Source organism: Neisseria subflava, assembly GCF_005221305.1.
GTDB lineage: Bacteria > Pseudomonadota > Gammaproteobacteria > Burkholderiales > Neisseriaceae > Neisseria > Neisseria subflava.
On sequence record NZ_CP039887.1, the window covers coordinates 328,405 to 344,254 of the forward strand.

At 48.9% G+C, this 15,850-nt stretch carries 15 protein-coding genes; 6 read left to right on the forward strand and 9 right to left on the reverse strand.

Annotation, left to right across the window (positions count from 1 at the left end):
- Window positions 1–156 precede the first annotated feature (156 nt).
- Window positions 157–1,551 carry a DEAD/DEAH box helicase gene (locus FAH66_RS01630; protein ID WP_137041590.1) on the reverse strand — a complete coding sequence of 465 codons (1,395 nt, stop codon included), beginning with the start codon at window positions 1,549–1,551 and terminating at the stop codon, window positions 157–159.
- Between the two features lie 428 nt (window positions 1,552–1,979).
- Here FAH66_RS01630 and FAH66_RS01635 point away from each other — a divergent pair, with 428 nt between their 5' ends.
- Window positions 1,980–2,312, forward strand: coding sequence for a hypothetical protein (locus FAH66_RS01635; RefSeq protein WP_137040409.1), 333 nt, complete (start codon window positions 1,980–1,982; stop codon window positions 2,310–2,312).
- Window positions 2,313–2,520: 208 nt separating this feature from the next.
- Here FAH66_RS01635 and clpX read toward each other — a convergent pair whose 3' ends face one another.
- Window positions 2,521–3,786 (reverse strand): ATP-dependent Clp protease ATP-binding subunit ClpX, encoded by a 1,266-nt coding sequence (gene clpX, locus FAH66_RS01640; protein WP_137040411.1) that lies wholly within the window; start codon window positions 3,784–3,786, stop codon window positions 2,521–2,523.
- 313 nt (window positions 3,787–4,099) lie between these two features.
- On the opposite strand from clpX, the gene FAH66_RS01645 reads away from it, so the two are divergent.
- Together FAH66_RS01645 and FAH66_RS01650 are read left to right on the forward strand one after the other, a co-directional pair.
- Window positions 4,100–5,008 carry a serine hydrolase gene (locus FAH66_RS01645; RefSeq protein ID WP_372512670.1) on the forward strand — a complete coding sequence of 303 codons (909 nt, stop codon included), beginning with the start codon at window positions 4,100–4,102 and terminating at the stop codon, window positions 5,006–5,008.
- A gap of 108 nt (window positions 5,009–5,116) precedes the next feature.
- A complete protein-coding gene (locus FAH66_RS01650) occupies window positions 5,117–5,890 on the forward strand; it encodes a M48 family metallopeptidase (RefSeq protein WP_070749039.1) in 774 nt (257 codons plus the stop codon).
- A gap of 63 nt (window positions 5,891–5,953) precedes the next feature.
- Here the strand turns inward: FAH66_RS01650 and FAH66_RS01655 are convergent, their stop codons facing one another.
- Window positions 5,954–6,448, reverse strand: coding sequence for a DMP19 family protein (locus FAH66_RS01655; RefSeq protein ID WP_208648092.1), 495 nt, complete (start codon window positions 6,446–6,448; stop codon window positions 5,954–5,956).
- Between the two features lie 113 nt (window positions 6,449–6,561).
- Between FAH66_RS01655 and FAH66_RS01660 the strand changes: the two genes are divergently transcribed.
- Window positions 6,562–6,759: a zinc-finger domain-containing protein gene (locus FAH66_RS01660; RefSeq protein WP_003745781.1), complete on the forward strand. Its 198-nt coding sequence runs from the start codon at window positions 6,562–6,564 to the stop codon at window positions 6,757–6,759.
- Window positions 6,760–6,762: 3 nt separating this feature from the next.
- Window positions 6,763–7,119 carry a hypothetical protein gene (locus tag FAH66_RS01665; RefSeq protein ID WP_036473192.1) on the forward strand — a complete coding sequence of 119 codons (357 nt, stop codon included), beginning with the start codon at window positions 6,763–6,765 and terminating at the stop codon, window positions 7,117–7,119.
- A gap of 6 nt (window positions 7,120–7,125) precedes the next feature.
- Here FAH66_RS01665 and mutY read toward each other — a convergent pair whose 3' ends face one another.
- Entirely contained in the window at window positions 7,126–8,160 is a 1,035-nt protein-coding gene (gene mutY / locus FAH66_RS01670) for an A/G-specific adenine glycosylase (protein WP_137040417.1), read from the reverse strand.
- Between the two features lie 161 nt (window positions 8,161–8,321).
- Between mutY and FAH66_RS01675 the strand changes: the two genes are divergently transcribed.
- Window positions 8,322–9,362 carry a zinc-dependent alcohol dehydrogenase family protein gene (locus FAH66_RS01675; protein ID WP_107858123.1) on the forward strand — a complete coding sequence of 347 codons (1,041 nt, stop codon included), beginning with the start codon at window positions 8,322–8,324 and terminating at the stop codon, window positions 9,360–9,362.
- A gap of 69 nt (window positions 9,363–9,431) precedes the next feature.
- On the opposite strand, the gene trmA is transcribed toward FAH66_RS01675, so the two are convergent.
- From trmA to FAH66_RS01705, 5 genes are all read right to left on the reverse strand, one after another.
- Complete coding sequence (trmA, locus tag FAH66_RS01680) at window positions 9,432–10,514, reverse strand: tRNA (uridine(54)-C5)-methyltransferase TrmA (protein WP_137040419.1); 1,083 nt, start codon at window positions 10,512–10,514, stop codon at window positions 9,432–9,434.
- Window positions 10,515–10,631: 117 nt separating this feature from the next.
- Complete coding sequence (gene pta, locus FAH66_RS01685; protein ID WP_137040421.1) at window positions 10,632–12,134, reverse strand: phosphate acetyltransferase; 1,503 nt, start codon at window positions 12,132–12,134, stop codon at window positions 10,632–10,634.
- Window positions 12,135–12,282: 148 nt separating this feature from the next.
- Entirely contained in the window at window positions 12,283–13,359 is a 1,077-nt protein-coding gene (prfA, locus tag FAH66_RS01690; protein WP_137040423.1) for a peptide chain release factor 1, read from the reverse strand.
- A 155-nt stretch (window positions 13,360–13,514) separates the two neighbouring features.
- Complete coding sequence (locus FAH66_RS01695) at window positions 13,515–14,783, reverse strand: NRAMP family divalent metal transporter (RefSeq protein WP_137040425.1); 1,269 nt, start codon at window positions 14,781–14,783, stop codon at window positions 13,515–13,517.
- 287 nt (window positions 14,784–15,070) lie between these two features.
- The gene (locus FAH66_RS01705) at window positions 15,071–15,838 is read right to left on the reverse strand and encodes a TatD family hydrolase (RefSeq protein ID WP_137040429.1); all 768 of its coding nucleotides are present in this window, start codon (window positions 15,836–15,838) and stop codon (window positions 15,071–15,073) included.
- Between the last annotated feature and the right edge of the window lie 12 nt (window positions 15,839–15,850).

Genomic DNA, 15,850 nt, shown 5'->3' on the forward strand with positions numbered 1-15,850 from the left:
GGCCTTAAATAATAAAGGCCGTCTGAAACGGAAAAATAAAGGGCGTGTTCATCACGTCCTTTTTATTTTTAGTTTAATAAAAGGCCGTCTGAAATATAAGTTTCAGACGGCCTTTGCGTAGGATAAATAATCGGAAAACCGATTAATCAGCGTTGTTTACTTTACGCCAAAACCAGGTTGGAGCAGGGCGCAAGGCTGACGCTCGTGACGGCTGCGGCGTGTTCTGCCGGCAATTTTGCCGCAGACAATACCCGGATCGTTTTTCTCTTCTGCTTTTTTCGAGTTTTTGTCTGATTTATTCGCGTATTCGTTGCGTTTGTTTCTATCATCGCGACGAGAGCGGCTGTCGTTGTGCTGAACCGGTTGCGCTTCGGCTTCATCTTGATTGTCGTTGCCCCACCAATGCGGCTCGAAGCCTTCGATGCGTTCCACATTCAAATCGCTGCCGATTAGCTCTTTAATGGATTCAAACATTTTCTGTTCGGTTTTATCCATTAAGGAAATGGCAACGCCGTCGGCACCGGCCCGGCCGGTACGTCCGATGCGGTGGACGTAGTCTTCAGGTTGGGTTGGCAGCTCGTAGTTGATGACGAAAGGCAACTCGGCAATATCCAGGCCGCGTGCGGCAACGTCAGTGGCAACCAAAACGCGTAATGAACCTTCTTTAAAGGCGTTGAGGGTTTCCAGTCGGCTTTGTTGGGATTTGTCGCCGTGGATGGATTGCGCGGCAATGTTGCGACGGACGAGGTCGCGGGTAACTTGATCGACGCTTTGTTTGGTTTTGCAGAATACAATGACTTGATTCATATGCAAATCAACAATCAGACGTTCGAGCAGGTTGCGTTTTTTGAGTGTATCAACGGCAATGATGTGTTGCTCGACATTGGCGTTGGTGGTGTTTTGCGCAGCCACTTCAACCATTTCAGGCGTGTGCATAAAATCTTGCGCAAGCTTACGGATAGGCGGTGAGAAAGTGGCGGAGAAAAGCAGGGTTTGTCGCTGTTTGGGCAACATCTGCATGATTTTGCGGATATCGTCGATGAAACCCATATCAAGCATACGGTCGGCTTCGTCGAGTACGACGATTTCGACTTTGTTTAAATTGATGTTTTTTTGCTTGACGTGGTCGAGCAGTCGGCCAACTGTGGCAACAACGATTTCACAACCGGCGCGCAAGTCGGCAGTTTGTTTGTCCATATTGACACCGCCGAAGAGGACGGTGTGGCGCAAAGGAAGATTTTTAATGTATGCCTGCACGTTTTGATCGATTTGATCGGCCAGTTCGCGGGTTGGGGTCAATACCAACATGCGGACAGGATGCATGGCAGGGGAGGTGCTGGATGTGGCGTAGCGTTTCAGGCGTTCGAGGCTGGGCAGCATAAAGGCGGCGGTTTTACCTGTGCCGGTTTGTGCTGCGGCCAAAAGGTCGTGTCCTGCCAAGGCTTTAGGGATCGCTGCGGCTTGGATAGGTGTCGGGTTTTCATAACCCTGATCAGTCAGGGCAGAGACTAATTCGCTGCCTAAACCGAGTGAAGAGAAAGGATTCATGATGGTGGCTTTCTGTTCAGACGGCCTTTTGAATGATAGGCCGTCTGAAAAATCTGATTCTGAAATGGACAAACCGCAGTATGATCTTGATTCTGCGGTTTGAAAAAATGGAGAGCGGAACAATCCGTCAAGTAGTCCATTATGCCATAAAAAGAGGGACTCCCCAAATGATGGTTGCGGCTAGGAACAGCCATGTTTTGATATTTTTACAGTGAAAAAACAGAAAAATTTACTGGCCTGCAAGATCTTGAGTTTATTGGGAATTAAGCATTTGTCTTAACGTCAATAGAATTAATTTATCAAAAACTTACAAGCTGAAATGAAACTAAATTGTACTCACGTACTCAATATTGAGGTGCAGGGCTTGTTTTGTAGCCCGTATCTCCCGTTTAACGGTAAACCATAAAATCAAAATTTAGGAATATACAATTATGAAAACTTTATTAATCGCTCTTGCAACCGGTAGTCTGATGTTGGCAGCTTGTTCTTCTTCCAAACCTGAAGAAGCGGCAGCACCACGCATCACTGTTGAAGAAGCAATGACTCAATGTCAACAAGCATCTGGTGAAAATGCTGATCGCGCTGTATTTGATGCCTGCATGAAAGGCAAAGGCTATCAACGTACGGCTGAATCAGCTGCCTCCGAGCCTGCTGCATCTGAGCCTGTAGCTGCTCCTGAAACTGCTGCTCCTGAAGCTGCGGCTTCTGAACCTGCCGCCAAAGCTGCTCCAGCTAAAAAAGCTGTTAAAAAAGTAAAAAAATAAGCTTCATAAAATTCAAGGAAGTCACTCTCATCAATACTCCGGATGAAAGCAGACTTAGAGCAACTTGAAAACAAAGGCCGTCTGAATATATTTCAGACGGCCTTTGTTTTTTCAAGTATAAGACCATTATTAAAAGATATGCTTTGGGTTTTATTAAAAAATAAAAAAGACGTGTAACGGGTACATGTCTTTTTTCGGAGAATGATCCTTATTGCTTATATTCGCTGCCGTCTGCACGGAAAAGTTTTGGCTGTTCGCCTTTTTCCACGACCTCTTTATTGATGACGACTTTTGCTACGCCTTTCAAATCCGGTAGGGCGTACATGGTGTCCAAGAGGCAACGTTCGACGATAGAGCGCAGGCCGCGCGCACCGGTTTTACGTTCCATCGCCAGTTTGGCGATGCTGCGCAAGGCGTCTTCTTCAAACTCAAGACCGACATCTTCCATTGCAAACAAGGTTTGATATTGTTTGACCAAGGCATTTTTCGGTTCGGTCAAAATGTTGACCAAAGCATCTTCGTCCAATTCTGCCAATGTGGCAATCACGGGCAGACGGCCGATAAGCTCGGGAATCAAACCGAATTTAATTAAGTCTTCAGGCTCGACTGTTTCAAACAGGGCTGAAATATCGGCGTTTTCATCTTTGCTGTGTACCGCCGCACCAAAGCCGATACCGCCTTTTTCGGTGCGTTGGCGGATGACTTTTTCCAAGCCGGCAAATGCGCCGCCGCAGATAAAGAGGATGTTGGTGGTATCAACGTTGATGAATTCTTGGTTCGGATGTTTGCGGCCGCCTTGCGGAGGAACGCTCGCTACCGTGCCTTCGATCAGTTTCAGCAAGGCTTGTTGCACGCCTTCGCCAGATACGTCGCGCGTGATCGATGGATTATCGCTTTTGCGTGAAATTTTATCGATTTCATCGATATAAACGATGCCGCGCTGGGCTTTTTCAACGTCAAAATCACATTTGCCCAAAAGTTTGGTGATGATTTGTTCGACATCTTCACCTACATAACCGGCTTCGGTCAAAGTTGTGGCATCTGCCATGACAAAAGGTACATCCAGTTTGTGCGCCAAAGATTGCGCCAACAGGGTTTTACCTGAGCCGGTAGGGCCGATGAGCAGGATATTGGATTTGGACAATTCAACCTTGCCCTCTGCTTTTGGGTGGCGCAGGCGTTTGTAGTGGTTGTAAACCGATACTGCCAACGCTTTTTTTGCGTGTTCCTGACCGATAACGTGGTCGTTGAGGTTGGCAACGATTTCGGCCGGGGTAGGCAGTTTTTTCTCAGCGTTTTCTTCTTTCGCTTTGGCAAGCTCGTTTTCAATCTCGCCGGACTCGTTGTCTTGCAGCATTATGCCGCAAGTTTCTACACATTCGTTGCAGATGAAGGCGTGTTCGCCTTTGATCAGATTTTTAACGTCGTTTTCGGACTTCCCGCAGAATGAACAGGTGCGTTTTTCTTCAGACATAATAATTTCTTCGTATGGTTGTATGGAGGCTGTGTTGTAAAGGGGGAACAGATATTTCGGGCGTATTGCCGGATTGAGGGAATGCCTCTGACAAAGGAGCCTAAGTATAATGACTATCTTGTGTTTTTTCAAATCAGAGCAGGCATTGCGCCGTATCGTCTAAGAAACAGATGCGGGCGTTGGATTTGAATATCTCGCAAACAAACGCAAAGTTTTCTCAACTCGCTTTACAATTAGCGAAAAATTTAACAGAATGTTGAATTAAATGTATTTTTTTGAATTGGCAGATATGAAATTCTATAAAACTTTAGGAATGGTATGGACAGGTGTGGCATTGGCCTTTGCTTCTGCACCTGCCGTTGCCGATGATATGGATGTATTGGGACAATTTTTGGAGCAAAATTTCCCAGTGCAAAATGACCCGATGGAAGCTTTTGCGTTGAGTCATGCCGGCCAAGTCGAAGCTCAAGCCGCTTTGGCAGGTCCTTTGCTGTCTTCGCAATCTGCTTTGATTTTCAATAATAAAACCGGTGAAGTGCTGTATCAGAAAAACCCTGATCGTGTCATGCCGATTGCCTCTATTTCCAAATTGATGAGCGCGATGGTGGTGTTGGATGCGCATCTGGATATGAACGAGCCTATCACGATTACCGAGGCTGAAATCGACCGTTTGAAAGGTACAGGCAGCCGTTTGAGCATTGGCACGACACTGACACGCGGCGAACTGTTGCACCTGAGCCTGATGAGCAGTGAAAACCGTGCTACCCATGCGTTGGGCCGTACCTATCCGGGCGGTATGAGCGCGTTTGTTGCGGCAATGAATGCCAAAGCACAAAGCCTGGGCATGACCAACAGCCGTTTCTATGAGCCTACCGGTTTGAATTTCCAAAACGTTTCAACTGCACGCGATTTGAACCGCATGGTTGCGGCAGCCAGCAAATATCCGCTGATCCGCAAAAATTCTACTTCAAATTATGGCTCGGTTTGGACGGCAAATGGTCGTCAAAACTACAAAAACTCCAATGCCTTGGTGCGTGAAGGTAGCTGGAATATTGAATTGCAGAAAACCGGCTATATCCGCGAGGCAGGACGTTCTATGGTGGTTAAGGCCAATGTACAGAATCAGCCGATTACCATCGTATTGCTCAACTCTCCGTCTTCCACAACACGCGTGAACGATGCGCGTAAGATTGAGTCTTGGATGTTGCAGCGCAGCTCTTAAATATTGCGCTTAAAGGCCGTCTGAAACCGTTCAGACGGCCTTTTGTGTAAAGTGTATTAAATTTGGGTACAATGTCGTTACATTAATTTTAAAATACAGAGAGAAAACATGTTGAAAAAATGGAATAAAAAATATTGGGCCGGCATGGGAGTGATTTTGGCGTTGACCGGCTGTACTTCTGTAGCAGATATGGTTGGCTACGATACCGCGACTTTAAATGAAGATGCGGCTAAAAGTTACACACAAGTCATTCAAAAAGCGCGTGGTCAAAAAGCTTTGGATGTTTCATCTCCAACTGCTCAACGCGTTCAACGTGTGTTTGCACGTCTGCGTCCTCATGCTGAGCGCGCCAACAAAACCGGCGTGCCCTTCAACTGGCAGATGAACGTTATCCGCAGTGATGAAATGAACGCATGGGCAATGCCGGGCGGTAAAATGGCCGTGTACACCGGCATAGTAGAAAAATTGAAGCTGACTGATGATGAAATTGCCGCCGTTGTCGGCCATGAAATGACCCATGCTTTGTTGGAACACAGTAAAAAAGCTTTGGGCGGACAAGTATTGACCGGCTTGGGCGGTTCGATTTTGGCCAGCTCAACCGGTGTGGATGGTGATTTGGTCGGCTTGGGTGCAGATTTGTTGGCAACCAAACCGTTCTCACGTTATCAGGAAAGCGAAGCGGATGCCGGCGGTGTGCGTTTGATGGCTGAAGCAGGCTACAACCCTGAGGCAGCGGTAAGCGTGTGGGAAAAAATGAACAAAGTACAGGGCGGCAGCTCATTGGCTATTTTGTCGACTCACCCGACCAATCAGGCGCGTATCAATGCAATCCGCAAAATGTTGCCTGAAGTGATGCCGATTTATCAGAAAAACAAACGTTAATTTGACGTATTGATGATTTTGCCGGTTTGAACAGATGATTCAAACCGGCAAAGTTTTATGGTTTCAGCCTGACAGTTTGGCAAATTTATCCCAATTTGCCTGAACGTACGCTGCTGCGGTTTCCAAGTCTTCGTCGGCAACGTCATAATAATCGCTGTCAAGCTCTTCAAAATCGGGAAAAGCTTTGCGGATTTCATCGTAATCCCTTTGCTCGTCTGCCATTTTTTCAATGGCTTCGCCGTGTTTTTCGTATAAGGCTTTGGCTTTGTCTAAGATTTTCGGTATCGGCTTGATGCGCCAGCGGCGCAGGCTGTCGGCAACCGGATTGCCGAAGATGTATTCTCCGTATCCTGAAGCGATAAGCTGTACGAAGCCGCCTTCTTGAACTTGGCTGTCAAGATAGCAAAGGGCGGTTAATGTATGCTGTTCATCGTTGAGGCCGGACATTTCATCGTCGCCTGCCTGTTCGGTGTGGTCCAAATAGGCTGCGCTGAGTGTATAAAGAAATGAAGCGGAATCGGAAGTATCGAAATCTTGAAGGCGGAGCAGGGTCGTCATAATCATCAAAGGCCGTCTGAAAAAAGTGATTATATAATGTTTTCAGTCTGAACCTAGCGGCCGTTTTGCTTTACAATATCGGAAGATAAGAAAACATAGTGAGGAACCAAACCATGAGTACACAGTCTGAAAAAAACGTTGTAGTCATCAAGCCGCAGGATTTGCCGCTGCATTGCTCCGGCCCTAATCATGAAACATGGAACGGCCATCCGCGTGTGTTCTTGCCGATTCAGTCCAACAGTGAGATTGAATGTCCGTATTGCGGCACTTATTACCGTCTTGATGGCGAGATTCCGCATCACCATTACTAATCTATGCCTATGTTGAACAAAATCATCTGCGCTTTGTGCGTGAGTTTGTGCGCTGCGTGCGGTTCTTATAAGGCCGTGCGCCCTGACGCGCCGTTACCTGTCATTGCACAAGCGCAGACGTATTCTGTCCGTTATCAATCCGCACAAGGTCGGACGATTACTGCAATTTATATCAACAGCCACAGCCCGATGATGGTTGAGCTGCGTGAAGGCAATACGGTTGAAAAACTGGTGCAAGTCCGCTTGCGGAGTCAGGGCGTCGAGTACGCCAATCCGAGCTCGCGTTGGCAAATTGGCGATGGGTTTGCCGTACTGATTCGCGGCGGGAAAGAAGTTGTATTTAAAGAGATTGTGGAATAGGGCGGTTTAGCCTTTAGCCAAATATTTGATTAAAGGTTTGGGCAAACCATAATCCGCCAAATGTTCCAATGATACCCAAAGGCCGTCTGAAAGATGTTCAGACGGCCTTTGTTGCGTCTGAAAAGGGGTAATCATCAATAAACGGTGGGTCAGGCGGTGGGTAAACGTGGTTTGTTCTTCAAGGCCGTCTAAAACAATGCCGAAGTGTTCGGCGTAAGTATACAAATCGTCTAATTTTTCAAAACAGGGTACGCAATACAGACCGCCCCAAATGCCTTTGGCAGGGCGTTTTTCAAGCAATAATGCGCCGTCAGTGTGATGAATAATCAGCCAATAAAGCGGTAGGGTTTGCACTTCGGGAGCAGTTTTTTTGCGGGGCAGCTCGTCAATGCGGTTTTGTTTTTTTGCTTCGCAGATCTCTGCCATAGGGCATTGATGACACAAAGGTTTTGTCCGTTTACAGACGGTTGCGCCCAAATCCATCAGCCCTTGTGTATAGGCAGGCATATCGGCGTTTTCAGACGGCATCAGGCTTTCTGCAAGCGTCCAAAGCGCGTTTTCAAATTTTTTGTCTTGCGGATTTCCGTCTTGGGCAAAGACACGGCAGAGAACGCGTTTGACGTTGCCGTCCAAGATGGTTTCGCGTCGGTTGAAAGCAAAGGCAGAAATAGCGGCGGCGGTACTTCTGCCTACGCCGCAGAGCGTCTCCAAGTCTTTGCGCTCGGATGGAAAGATACCGCCGAATTGTCCGACGACTTGTTGCGCAGCTTTGTGCAGGTTACGTGCGCGGCTGTAATAGCCCAAGCCTGCCCACAAGGATAAAACCTCGTCTTGCGGCGCGGCGGCAAGCGATTGTACGGTTGGGAATTTGGCTAAGAAACGCGGATAGTAGTCCAATACGGTAGCAACCTGCGTTTGTTGGAGCATGATTTCTGAAAGCCAGACGGAATAAGGGTCTTTGACCTGCCAAGGCAAGTCGTGACGGCCATGCTGCCGTTGCCAATCGATGAGTCGTTGTGCAAAGGATGTGTGTGTGTTCATTAATATTTACTTTTTAATTATTTATTTTTAAAACAGCATGTTATACTATAACATACGAAATAATAGTCAGAATTGACTTATCTGGTAGAGGGTATATAAATATAGTTAACGTGGATTTACACTGTATTGTTAAAGTTTATTAACTGCTCAAGGAGATTCACATGAAAGCAATGGTTTATCATGGCGCAAACGACATTCGTTTCGAAGAAAAACCCCGCCCTCAAATTATCGATCCGACCGATGCAGTCGTCAAAATCGTTAAAACCACGATTTGCGGTACTGACTTGGGTATTTGGAAGGGTAAAAACCCTGAAGTTGCCGACGGTCGCATTCTCGGTCATGAGGGCATCGGTATTGTAGAAGAAGTCGGCGACGCTGTAAAAAACATCAAAGTCGGTGATAAAGTCATTATTTCATGTGTTAGCAAATGCTGTACTTGCGACAACTGTAAAATCCAACTTTATTCACACTGCCGCAACGGCGGTTGGATCTTGGGCTATATGATTGACGGTACACAGGCCGAATACGTCCGTACGCCTTATGCCGACAACAGCTTGGTTCCTCTGCCTGACAACGTCAACGAAGAAGTTGCCCTGCTGTTGAGTGATGCCTTACCAACCGCCCACGAAATCGGCGTGCAATATGGTGATGTGAAACCTGGCGATACCGTATTCATCGCCGGTGCCGGCCCTGTCGGTATGTCTGCATTGCTGACCGCGCAACTGTATAGCCCTGCCGCCATTATCGTTTGCGATATGGACGAAAACCGCTTGAAACTGGCGAAGGAATTGGGCGCAACCCATACCATCAATCCTGCTTCCGGCGATGTAAGCAAGCAAGTTGCCGATATCGTCGGCGAAGACGGCGTAGATTGCGCCATCGAAGCAGTCGGTATCCCGGCAACTTGGAATATGTGTCAAGACATCGTGAAACCTGGCGGCCATATCGCAGTGGTCGGTGTACATGGTCAATCCGTTGATTTCAAACTAGAAAAACTGTGGATTAAAAACCTTGCCATCACTACCGGCCTGGTTAACGCCAATACCACCGAAATGCTGATGAAAGCCATTTCCAGCAGCTCAGTGGATTACACCAAAATGATGACCCACCATTTCAAATTCAGCGAATTGGAAAAAGCTTACGATGTATTCAAGCATGCTGCTGAAAACCAAGCCATGAAAGTGGTTTTGGAGGCGGATTGATTTGAAAATCGTTTAATATGCCGTTAATTAAAGGCCGTCTGAACATTCAGACGGCCTTTTTGTATGGTTTTATTTTTTCTTCAACCAAACGCCGCTTTCGATATGGTGGGTAAATGGGAATTGGTCGAACAGGGCGGCGCGTTCGATGGTATGGGTTTGACAGAGCGTATCGAGGTTGGTGCGTAGGGTCTCAGGGTTGCAGGAAATATAGAGGACGTTGTCGAATCGGGCAACCAATTTGAGCGTCTCATCATCAACACCGGCGCGTGGAGGATCGACAAAAATAGTTGAAAAATCATAGTTTTTCAAGTCGATGCCTTGTTCTTGCAGGCGGCGGAATTCGCGGTTTTGCGTGTAGGCCTCGGTAAATTCTTCAGCAGACAGGCGGGCGACTTTGAGATTGGTAATTTGGTTGGCTTCAATATTCCATTGGGCGGCGTTGACGGAAGTTTTGGAGACTTCGGTTGCCAATACTTGAGTGAAATGTTGCGAAAGTGGCAGGGTGAAATTGCCGTTGCCGCAGTACAGCTCAAGTAGGTCTTTGCCTAAGTTTTGCGCAGCATCACACGCCCACGTCAGCATTTTTTGGCACACTTGGGCATTGGGTTGGGTAAAGCTGCCCTCGATTTGACGATAGCGGAAGGTTTTGCCGTTGACTTCCAACGTTTCGGTCACAAAATCTTGGCTCAATACGATTTTCTGTCCGCGGCTGCGGCCGATAATGTGGATGCCCAAATTGTGCGCCAGCTCTTGCGCGGCTTGTTGCCATGCTTCGTTCAGCTTCTTGTGGTAAATCATGGTAACCAGCATTTCGCCGCTTAAAGTGGACAAAAATTCGACGGCGTACCAGCGGTTTTTCAGCTCGGGATGATTGGACGCGGCTTCAATCAGTTTCGGCATCAAGGCATTGATGGATTCGGATGCGGCAGGAAATTGGTTGCAACGGATCAGGCTTGCCCCGCTTGCCTTTTGCCCGCGCTCAAACATGGCGTAAAACATTTCTCCGCCCTCATGCCAGATACGGAACTCGGCACGCATCCTGTAATGCTGCTCCGGAGATTCAAAGATTTCAATTTCAGGGAAATCCAGTCCTTGGAAAAGTTGCTGAAGATATTGCTTTTTGTCGGCTAGTTGTTGCTGGTAGGCAGTCATTGGGGCAGTCTTTCGGAAAATAATGGCGAATTATAATATAGTTGGCGCAAAGATACGAAAGGCCGTCTGAAACATCGGTTTCAGACGGCCTTTGATTTCAAAGCATCAGCTTGTCAATCAGCCTTGCATTTGTTTGGCTTGAACGGCAGTCAGGGCGATGGTGAAGACGATGTCTTCAATCAATGCGCCGCGGGACAAGTCGTTAACCGGTTTACGCAAACCTTGCAACAACGGGCCTACGCTCAGGACGTTGGCACTGCGTTGTACGGCTTTGTAAGTACAGTTGCCGGTATTGAGGTCTGGGAAAATCAAAACGGTTGCTTGACCGGCAACAGCGCTGCCCGGAGCTTTGGATTGGCCGATAGATGGAACGGTAGCCGCATCGTATTGCAACGGACCTTCAATGGCCAAATCAGGGCGTTTTTCATTAGCCAGTTTGGTTGCTTCGATCACTGCATCGACATCAGGGCCGCTGCCTGAGTTGATGGTAGAGTAGGAAATCATGGCCACTTTTGGATCGATGCCGAAGGCTTTGGCGCTGTCGGCAGATTGGATGGCGATGTCGGCCAGTTGTTCCGGAGTTGGGTTTGGATTAACCGCGCAGTCGGCAAATGCCAATACTTGGTTAGGCAGTAACATGAAGAATACGCTGGATACAAGGCTTGCACCCGGAGCGGTTTTAATCAGTTGCAGGGCAGGGCGGATAGTGTTGGCAGTAGTGTGGACTGCACCGGAAACCAAACCGTCTACGTCGTTTTGAGCCATCATCATGGTACCCAGTACGACGGTATCTTGCAGCTGTTTGCGTGCGTCTTCAGGAGTCAGGCCTTTGGATTTGCGCAATTCGCACATCGGCCCAACGTATTGCTCAACCAAAGAAGCAGGATCAATGATTTCCAAAGAATCAGGCAGGGAGATGCCGCGTTCTTTAGCTACGGCCTCAACTTCTTCGCGGGTAGCCAACAGTACGCAACGGGCGATGCCTTTTTCGTGGCAGATGGCGGCAGCGGCGACGGTGCGCGGTTCTGCGCCTTCAGGCAGAACGATGCGCATATCGGCTTTGCGGGCAAAGTCGATCAGGTTGTAACGGAATTGGGCTGGAGACAGGCGTTTGGCTTCACGTTTGGCCAAAGCGGATACGTCTTGCAGTTTGTCGCTGGAGCCGAAGAAAGTCAGGCCGGTTTGCTCGGCAACTTGTGCGCCTAAAGCTGCGGCTGCGCCGTCAATGATGAAACCTTCCAATAAGCCTGGAGAGTTGGTATAGAGCTGTTTGGCAAGATTCAATTGTTGAGTGACGGCAGCGGCATCAGTGTTGTCGGATTTCAGCGCCAATACAACGCCTGCATCCAAAGACAGCGCCAATTCAACGTTTTTGCCTGCCAAGAACAATTTGTCCGCATCAGGAGTGATGCCTTCGATAACGAGATTGTCTGCATTCAATGCTGCAACTTTACCGACAAGTGCGTCAAACCAGTCGTCGCTCTTGCCTTGAGCCAACAGGGCTTCTGTAGTGGAGTCAACGGCTTGGAAAACTTGCGCATTTAATGCTGCTGCAAATGCTTTTGCCGCTGCATCGGCGCTCAGACCGGCAGATACCGGTGCGATCAGGATTTTTGCCATTTTGTGTCCTCTCATTCGGTGATTGTAGAAGGGTGTTGCTGTGGCGCAGCTGGTGCTGCATTTATCACTTCGGGATAACATATACACGGCCATATTAACATATGTCATCAGGCCGTCTGAAAAGTATAAACGCAATGGACCAAATCCATCAATCCCCCATTGCTGCCAAAAGCTCGGCTTGATGCTCGGCAATCAGGGCATTGGTGATTTCTTCTAAATCGCCGTCCATCACAAAATCCAGTTTGTGCAGGGTAAGGTTGATGCGGTGGTCGGTAACGCGGCCTTGTGGGTAGTTGTAGGTGCGGATGCGTTCGCTGCGGTCGCCGCTGCCGATCAGGGATTTGCGTTCGGCGGCTTCTTTGGCTTGTGCTTCGCGTTTTTGCGCGTCGTTCAGGCGGGCAGCGAGGACTTTCATCGCTTGCGCTTTGTTGGCGTGTTGGCTGCGGCCGTCTTGGCATTCGACCACCATGCCTGTCGGCAAGTGGGTAATACGGACGGCGGAGTCGGTTTTGTTGATGTGCTGACCGCCCGCGCCGGATGCGCGGAAGGTGTCGATGCGCAGGTCGGCAGGGTTCAGCTCGATGTCTTCGAGTTCGTCCGCTTCGGGCATGACGGCGACGGTGCAGGCGGAGGTGTGGATACGGCCTTGGCTTTCGGTAGCGGGGACGCGCTGCACCCGGTGGCCACCCGATTCGAATTTCAGACGGCTGTACGCGCCCAAACCGACAATGCGGGCGATGACTTCTTTATAGCCGCCCAACTCGCTTTCATTGGCGGAAACGATTTCGACCTGCCAGCGGTTGCGCTCGGCGTAGCGGCTGTACATGCGCAGTAAGTCACCTGCAAACAGCGCGGCTTCGTCGCCACCCGTTCCGGCGCGTACCTCGATGAAGATGTTTTTGTCGTCGTCGGCATCTTTAGGCAGCAGCAGTTTTTGCAGTTCGGTATCGAGTTCGTCGATTTTGGCTTTCGCCGTTTCGATTTCTTCGGCAGCAAAGTCTTTCATTTCGGGATCGGACAGCATTTCTTCGGCATCCGCTAAGTCGCTTTGCGCCAGCTGGTAGTTTTGGAAGACTTCGACAACGGGGGTCAGTTCGGCGTGTTCACGTGTGAGTTTGCGGTAGTTGTCCATGTCGGACGTGGCTTCAGGCTGACCGAGCAGGTGGGTGACTTCTTCCAGTCGGTCGCTGAGTTGTTGTAGTTTTTCTAAGATAGACGGCTTCATAAATTTTCCAAAATACGGATGCCGTCGAGTGGTCTGCAACGGCGAAATAAGGAGTCATTATAATGGGTTTGAATGAAAATTCAAAAAGATATGATTGATTGGAAAGGCCGTCTGAAACCTGTTTTTAAGTTTCAGACGGCCTTTTTTATATGGGTTTATTTAGGCGCAGCCAATATGCCTGTTTGGTTCAGCAGGAACAAAACTGTAAATCCGGTCAAATAAATCAAACCGATAATGGCGAGGAAGTTCATGCCCATGGTCAGTTTGTGGCGTTTGTCGCCTTTGACGAGGCGGTAGTTCAGCCAAGCGAACACAGGGGCTGAAACGAAGGCGGTGATCATGGCGAATTTGAGCAGCTCGGCCATCGCGCTGTTGAACCAGAAAATCACGGCCAAGCCCGAGCCTGCAACCCAGACGTTCCAAGCAAATAATTCGGCATTTCCGGTTTTGTCTTTACCGCGCAGCAGGCGTACCGGTTCGGCAATCGCGCGCGCGTAGCCGTCTACTACGGTAATGGTGGTGCCGTACATACAGGCAAAGGCGATAAATGCCACCAGCGGACGCGACCAGTCGCCGATGGTAACGGCGTACATATTAATCAGTTGGCCAACATATTTGCCGCCCGCCATTTGTACTTCCTCGCCGTTGCCGTATTGTACATATGCACCCAAGGCGAGGAAAACGACCGCCAAAATCGCGCTAGTAATGTAGCCGACGTTGAAGTCGAAAATACCGTCGCGGTAGCTGGAAGGGTTGATGCGTTGTTTTTCGGTTACCCACAAAGAGTTGATGGCGGAAATTTCAATCGGCGCAGGCATCCAGCCCATCAGCGCGATTAAGAAGCCCAAGCCGGTCAGCGTCCAAGGGGTGGGCTCGATAAAGTCGGGCTTCATCTGCATACCGCGAGACATGGCAACGGCTGCCGCGGCAACGGTGGCAATGGTCAGGCTGACGATGATGATTTTGGAAACGTTGTCCAACGCTTTATAGCGGCCGCTTGCCAGAATCAGCAGGCAGGAAGCCATGATCAGGGCGGACACTATACCGGTATCGAGAGTCAGTGATGGGATTGCCATTTTGACGATGGCGGCGGTAACGATGGCAACCGCACCCGCGTTAATCGTTGCCGATGCAATACACAAAATCAAAAATACCCACAAATAAACGCGGCTTTTTTCGGCATAGCCTTCAATCAGGCTTTTGCCCGTGTCCAGTGTGTAATGTGCGCTGAAGCGGAAAAACGGGTATTTAAAGAGATTGGTCAGAATAATGATCAGCGCAAGCTGCCAGCCGTAAAGCGCACCTGCCTGCGTGGAGGCAATCAGGTGCGAGCCGCCGACCGCTGCCGAAGCCATCATGATGCCAGGGCCGAGGGCATTAATTTTGCTCTGCCAGGTAGAGGAGTATGTATGTTGTTCTGCCATAAGTATTTTCCGCCTGTTTCAGACGGCCTTATTATCAAAAAAAAAGCATATTTTAACGTAAATAAAAAGTTTGCCCAATAATATGCGTAATACTTTTTATCAATCAAAGGAGAAATACGGTTTGAAAAAGCTGAAATAGGGGAATTAGCGATATTTTGTGCTAAAAACATTTTTTCAGACGGCCTTGTATCGCTTTTTATTCATGAATATGGGGTGGGGAGGCAGAGTGTGTTGGTTTGGAAACGAAATGGCAGGGCAAGGCTTTTTGATGCCTTGAGGTCGGCATATTAAGGGGAAGTATGGAGCAGGGAATCCACGTTTTGCTCGGTTATTTCAGACAGTTGCGCCAGCGGTATGCCGCGCAATTCGGCGGCAATTTCGGCGATACGGCGGACGTTGGCTGGTGTATTGGTTTCATGGCCGAGCATAAAAGGGCTGTCGGTTTCGAGAACGAAATCCGTGTCGGTTAAAGCTTGTAAGGCAACGCGGACTTTTTTTGCATTGGAATTGAGCAGCAGCGAGCCTATGCCGATTTTGAAGCCGAGTTTCACCAAAATCCATGCTTCTTCTACGCTGCCGGAGAAGGCGTGAACGATACCGCCTTGTGTGAAACCGGCGGTTTTAACGGCGGCGGCAATGGCGGCGGTAGCTTTCAGATTATGGATGATGACGCGGCGGTTGAGGTTTTGGGCGAGGATGAGTTGGCGGATAAAGACGTCGGTCTGCGTGTCGCGTTGTGCTTGGGTTTGCTCTTTGCCATAAAAATCCAAGCCGATTTCGCCAACCCATGCTTGCGGATGCTGGATCAGTTCGGTTTCTAATTGTTGAAACGCTGTTTCATCAATGCCGTCTGAAAACCATGGGTGGATGCCCAAAGCGATATGGATGTTTTCAGACGGCCTTTCCAACTGCGCAACTTCCTGCCAATCTTTGGGAGATGTTGCCGGTACGATAAAACGCGCTACGCCGACGGCTTGCGCTTCGGCAAGCACGGTAGGCAGCGTGTTGGCAAGTTTAGGGTCGGCAAGATGACAGTGGGTGTCGGTAAAAGTCATGTTAAATGGCGG

Excerpts from the sequence above, each read along its gene's own strand:
- FAH66_RS01635 (WP_137040409.1), top strand. The coding sequence starts at position 1,980 with ATGAAAACTTTATTAATCGCTCTTGCAACCGGTAGTCTGATGTTGGCA.
- FAH66_RS01645 (WP_372512670.1), top strand. The coding sequence starts at position 4,100 with ATGGTATGGACAGGTGTGGCATTGGCCTTTGCTTCTGCACCTGCCGTT.
- FAH66_RS01655 (WP_208648092.1), bottom strand. The coding sequence starts at position 6,448 with ATGACGACCCTGCTCCGCCTTCAAGATTTCGATACTTCCGATTCCGCT.
- FAH66_RS01705 (WP_137040429.1), bottom strand. The coding sequence starts at position 15,838 with ATGACTTTTACCGACACCCACTGTCATCTTGCCGACCCTAAACTTGCC.
- FAH66_RS01695 (WP_137040425.1), bottom strand. The coding sequence starts at position 14,783 with ATGGCAGAACAACATACATACTCCTCTACCTGGCAGAGCAAAATTAAT.
- pta (WP_137040421.1), bottom strand. The coding sequence starts at position 12,134 with ATGGCAAAAATCCTGATCGCACCGGTATCTGCCGGTCTGAGCGCCGAT.
- FAH66_RS01660 (WP_003745781.1), top strand. The coding sequence starts at position 6,562 with ATGAGTACACAGTCTGAAAAAAACGTTGTAGTCATCAAGCCGCAGGAT.
- FAH66_RS01675 (WP_107858123.1), top strand. The coding sequence starts at position 8,322 with ATGAAAGCAATGGTTTATCATGGCGCAAACGACATTCGTTTCGAAGAA.
- mutY (WP_137040417.1), bottom strand. The coding sequence starts at position 8,160 with ATGAACACACACACATCCTTTGCACAACGACTCATCGATTGGCAACGG.
- FAH66_RS01665 (WP_036473192.1), top strand. The coding sequence starts at position 6,763 with ATGCCTATGTTGAACAAAATCATCTGCGCTTTGTGCGTGAGTTTGTGC.
- trmA (WP_137040419.1), bottom strand. The coding sequence starts at position 10,514 with ATGACTGCCTACCAGCAACAACTAGCCGACAAAAAGCAATATCTTCAG.
- FAH66_RS01650 (WP_070749039.1), top strand. The coding sequence starts at position 5,117 with ATGTTGAAAAAATGGAATAAAAAATATTGGGCCGGCATGGGAGTGATT.
- clpX (WP_137040411.1), bottom strand. The coding sequence starts at position 3,786 with ATGTCTGAAGAAAAACGCACCTGTTCATTCTGCGGGAAGTCCGAAAAC.
- prfA (WP_137040423.1), bottom strand. The coding sequence starts at position 13,359 with ATGAAGCCGTCTATCTTAGAAAAACTACAACAACTCAGCGACCGACTG.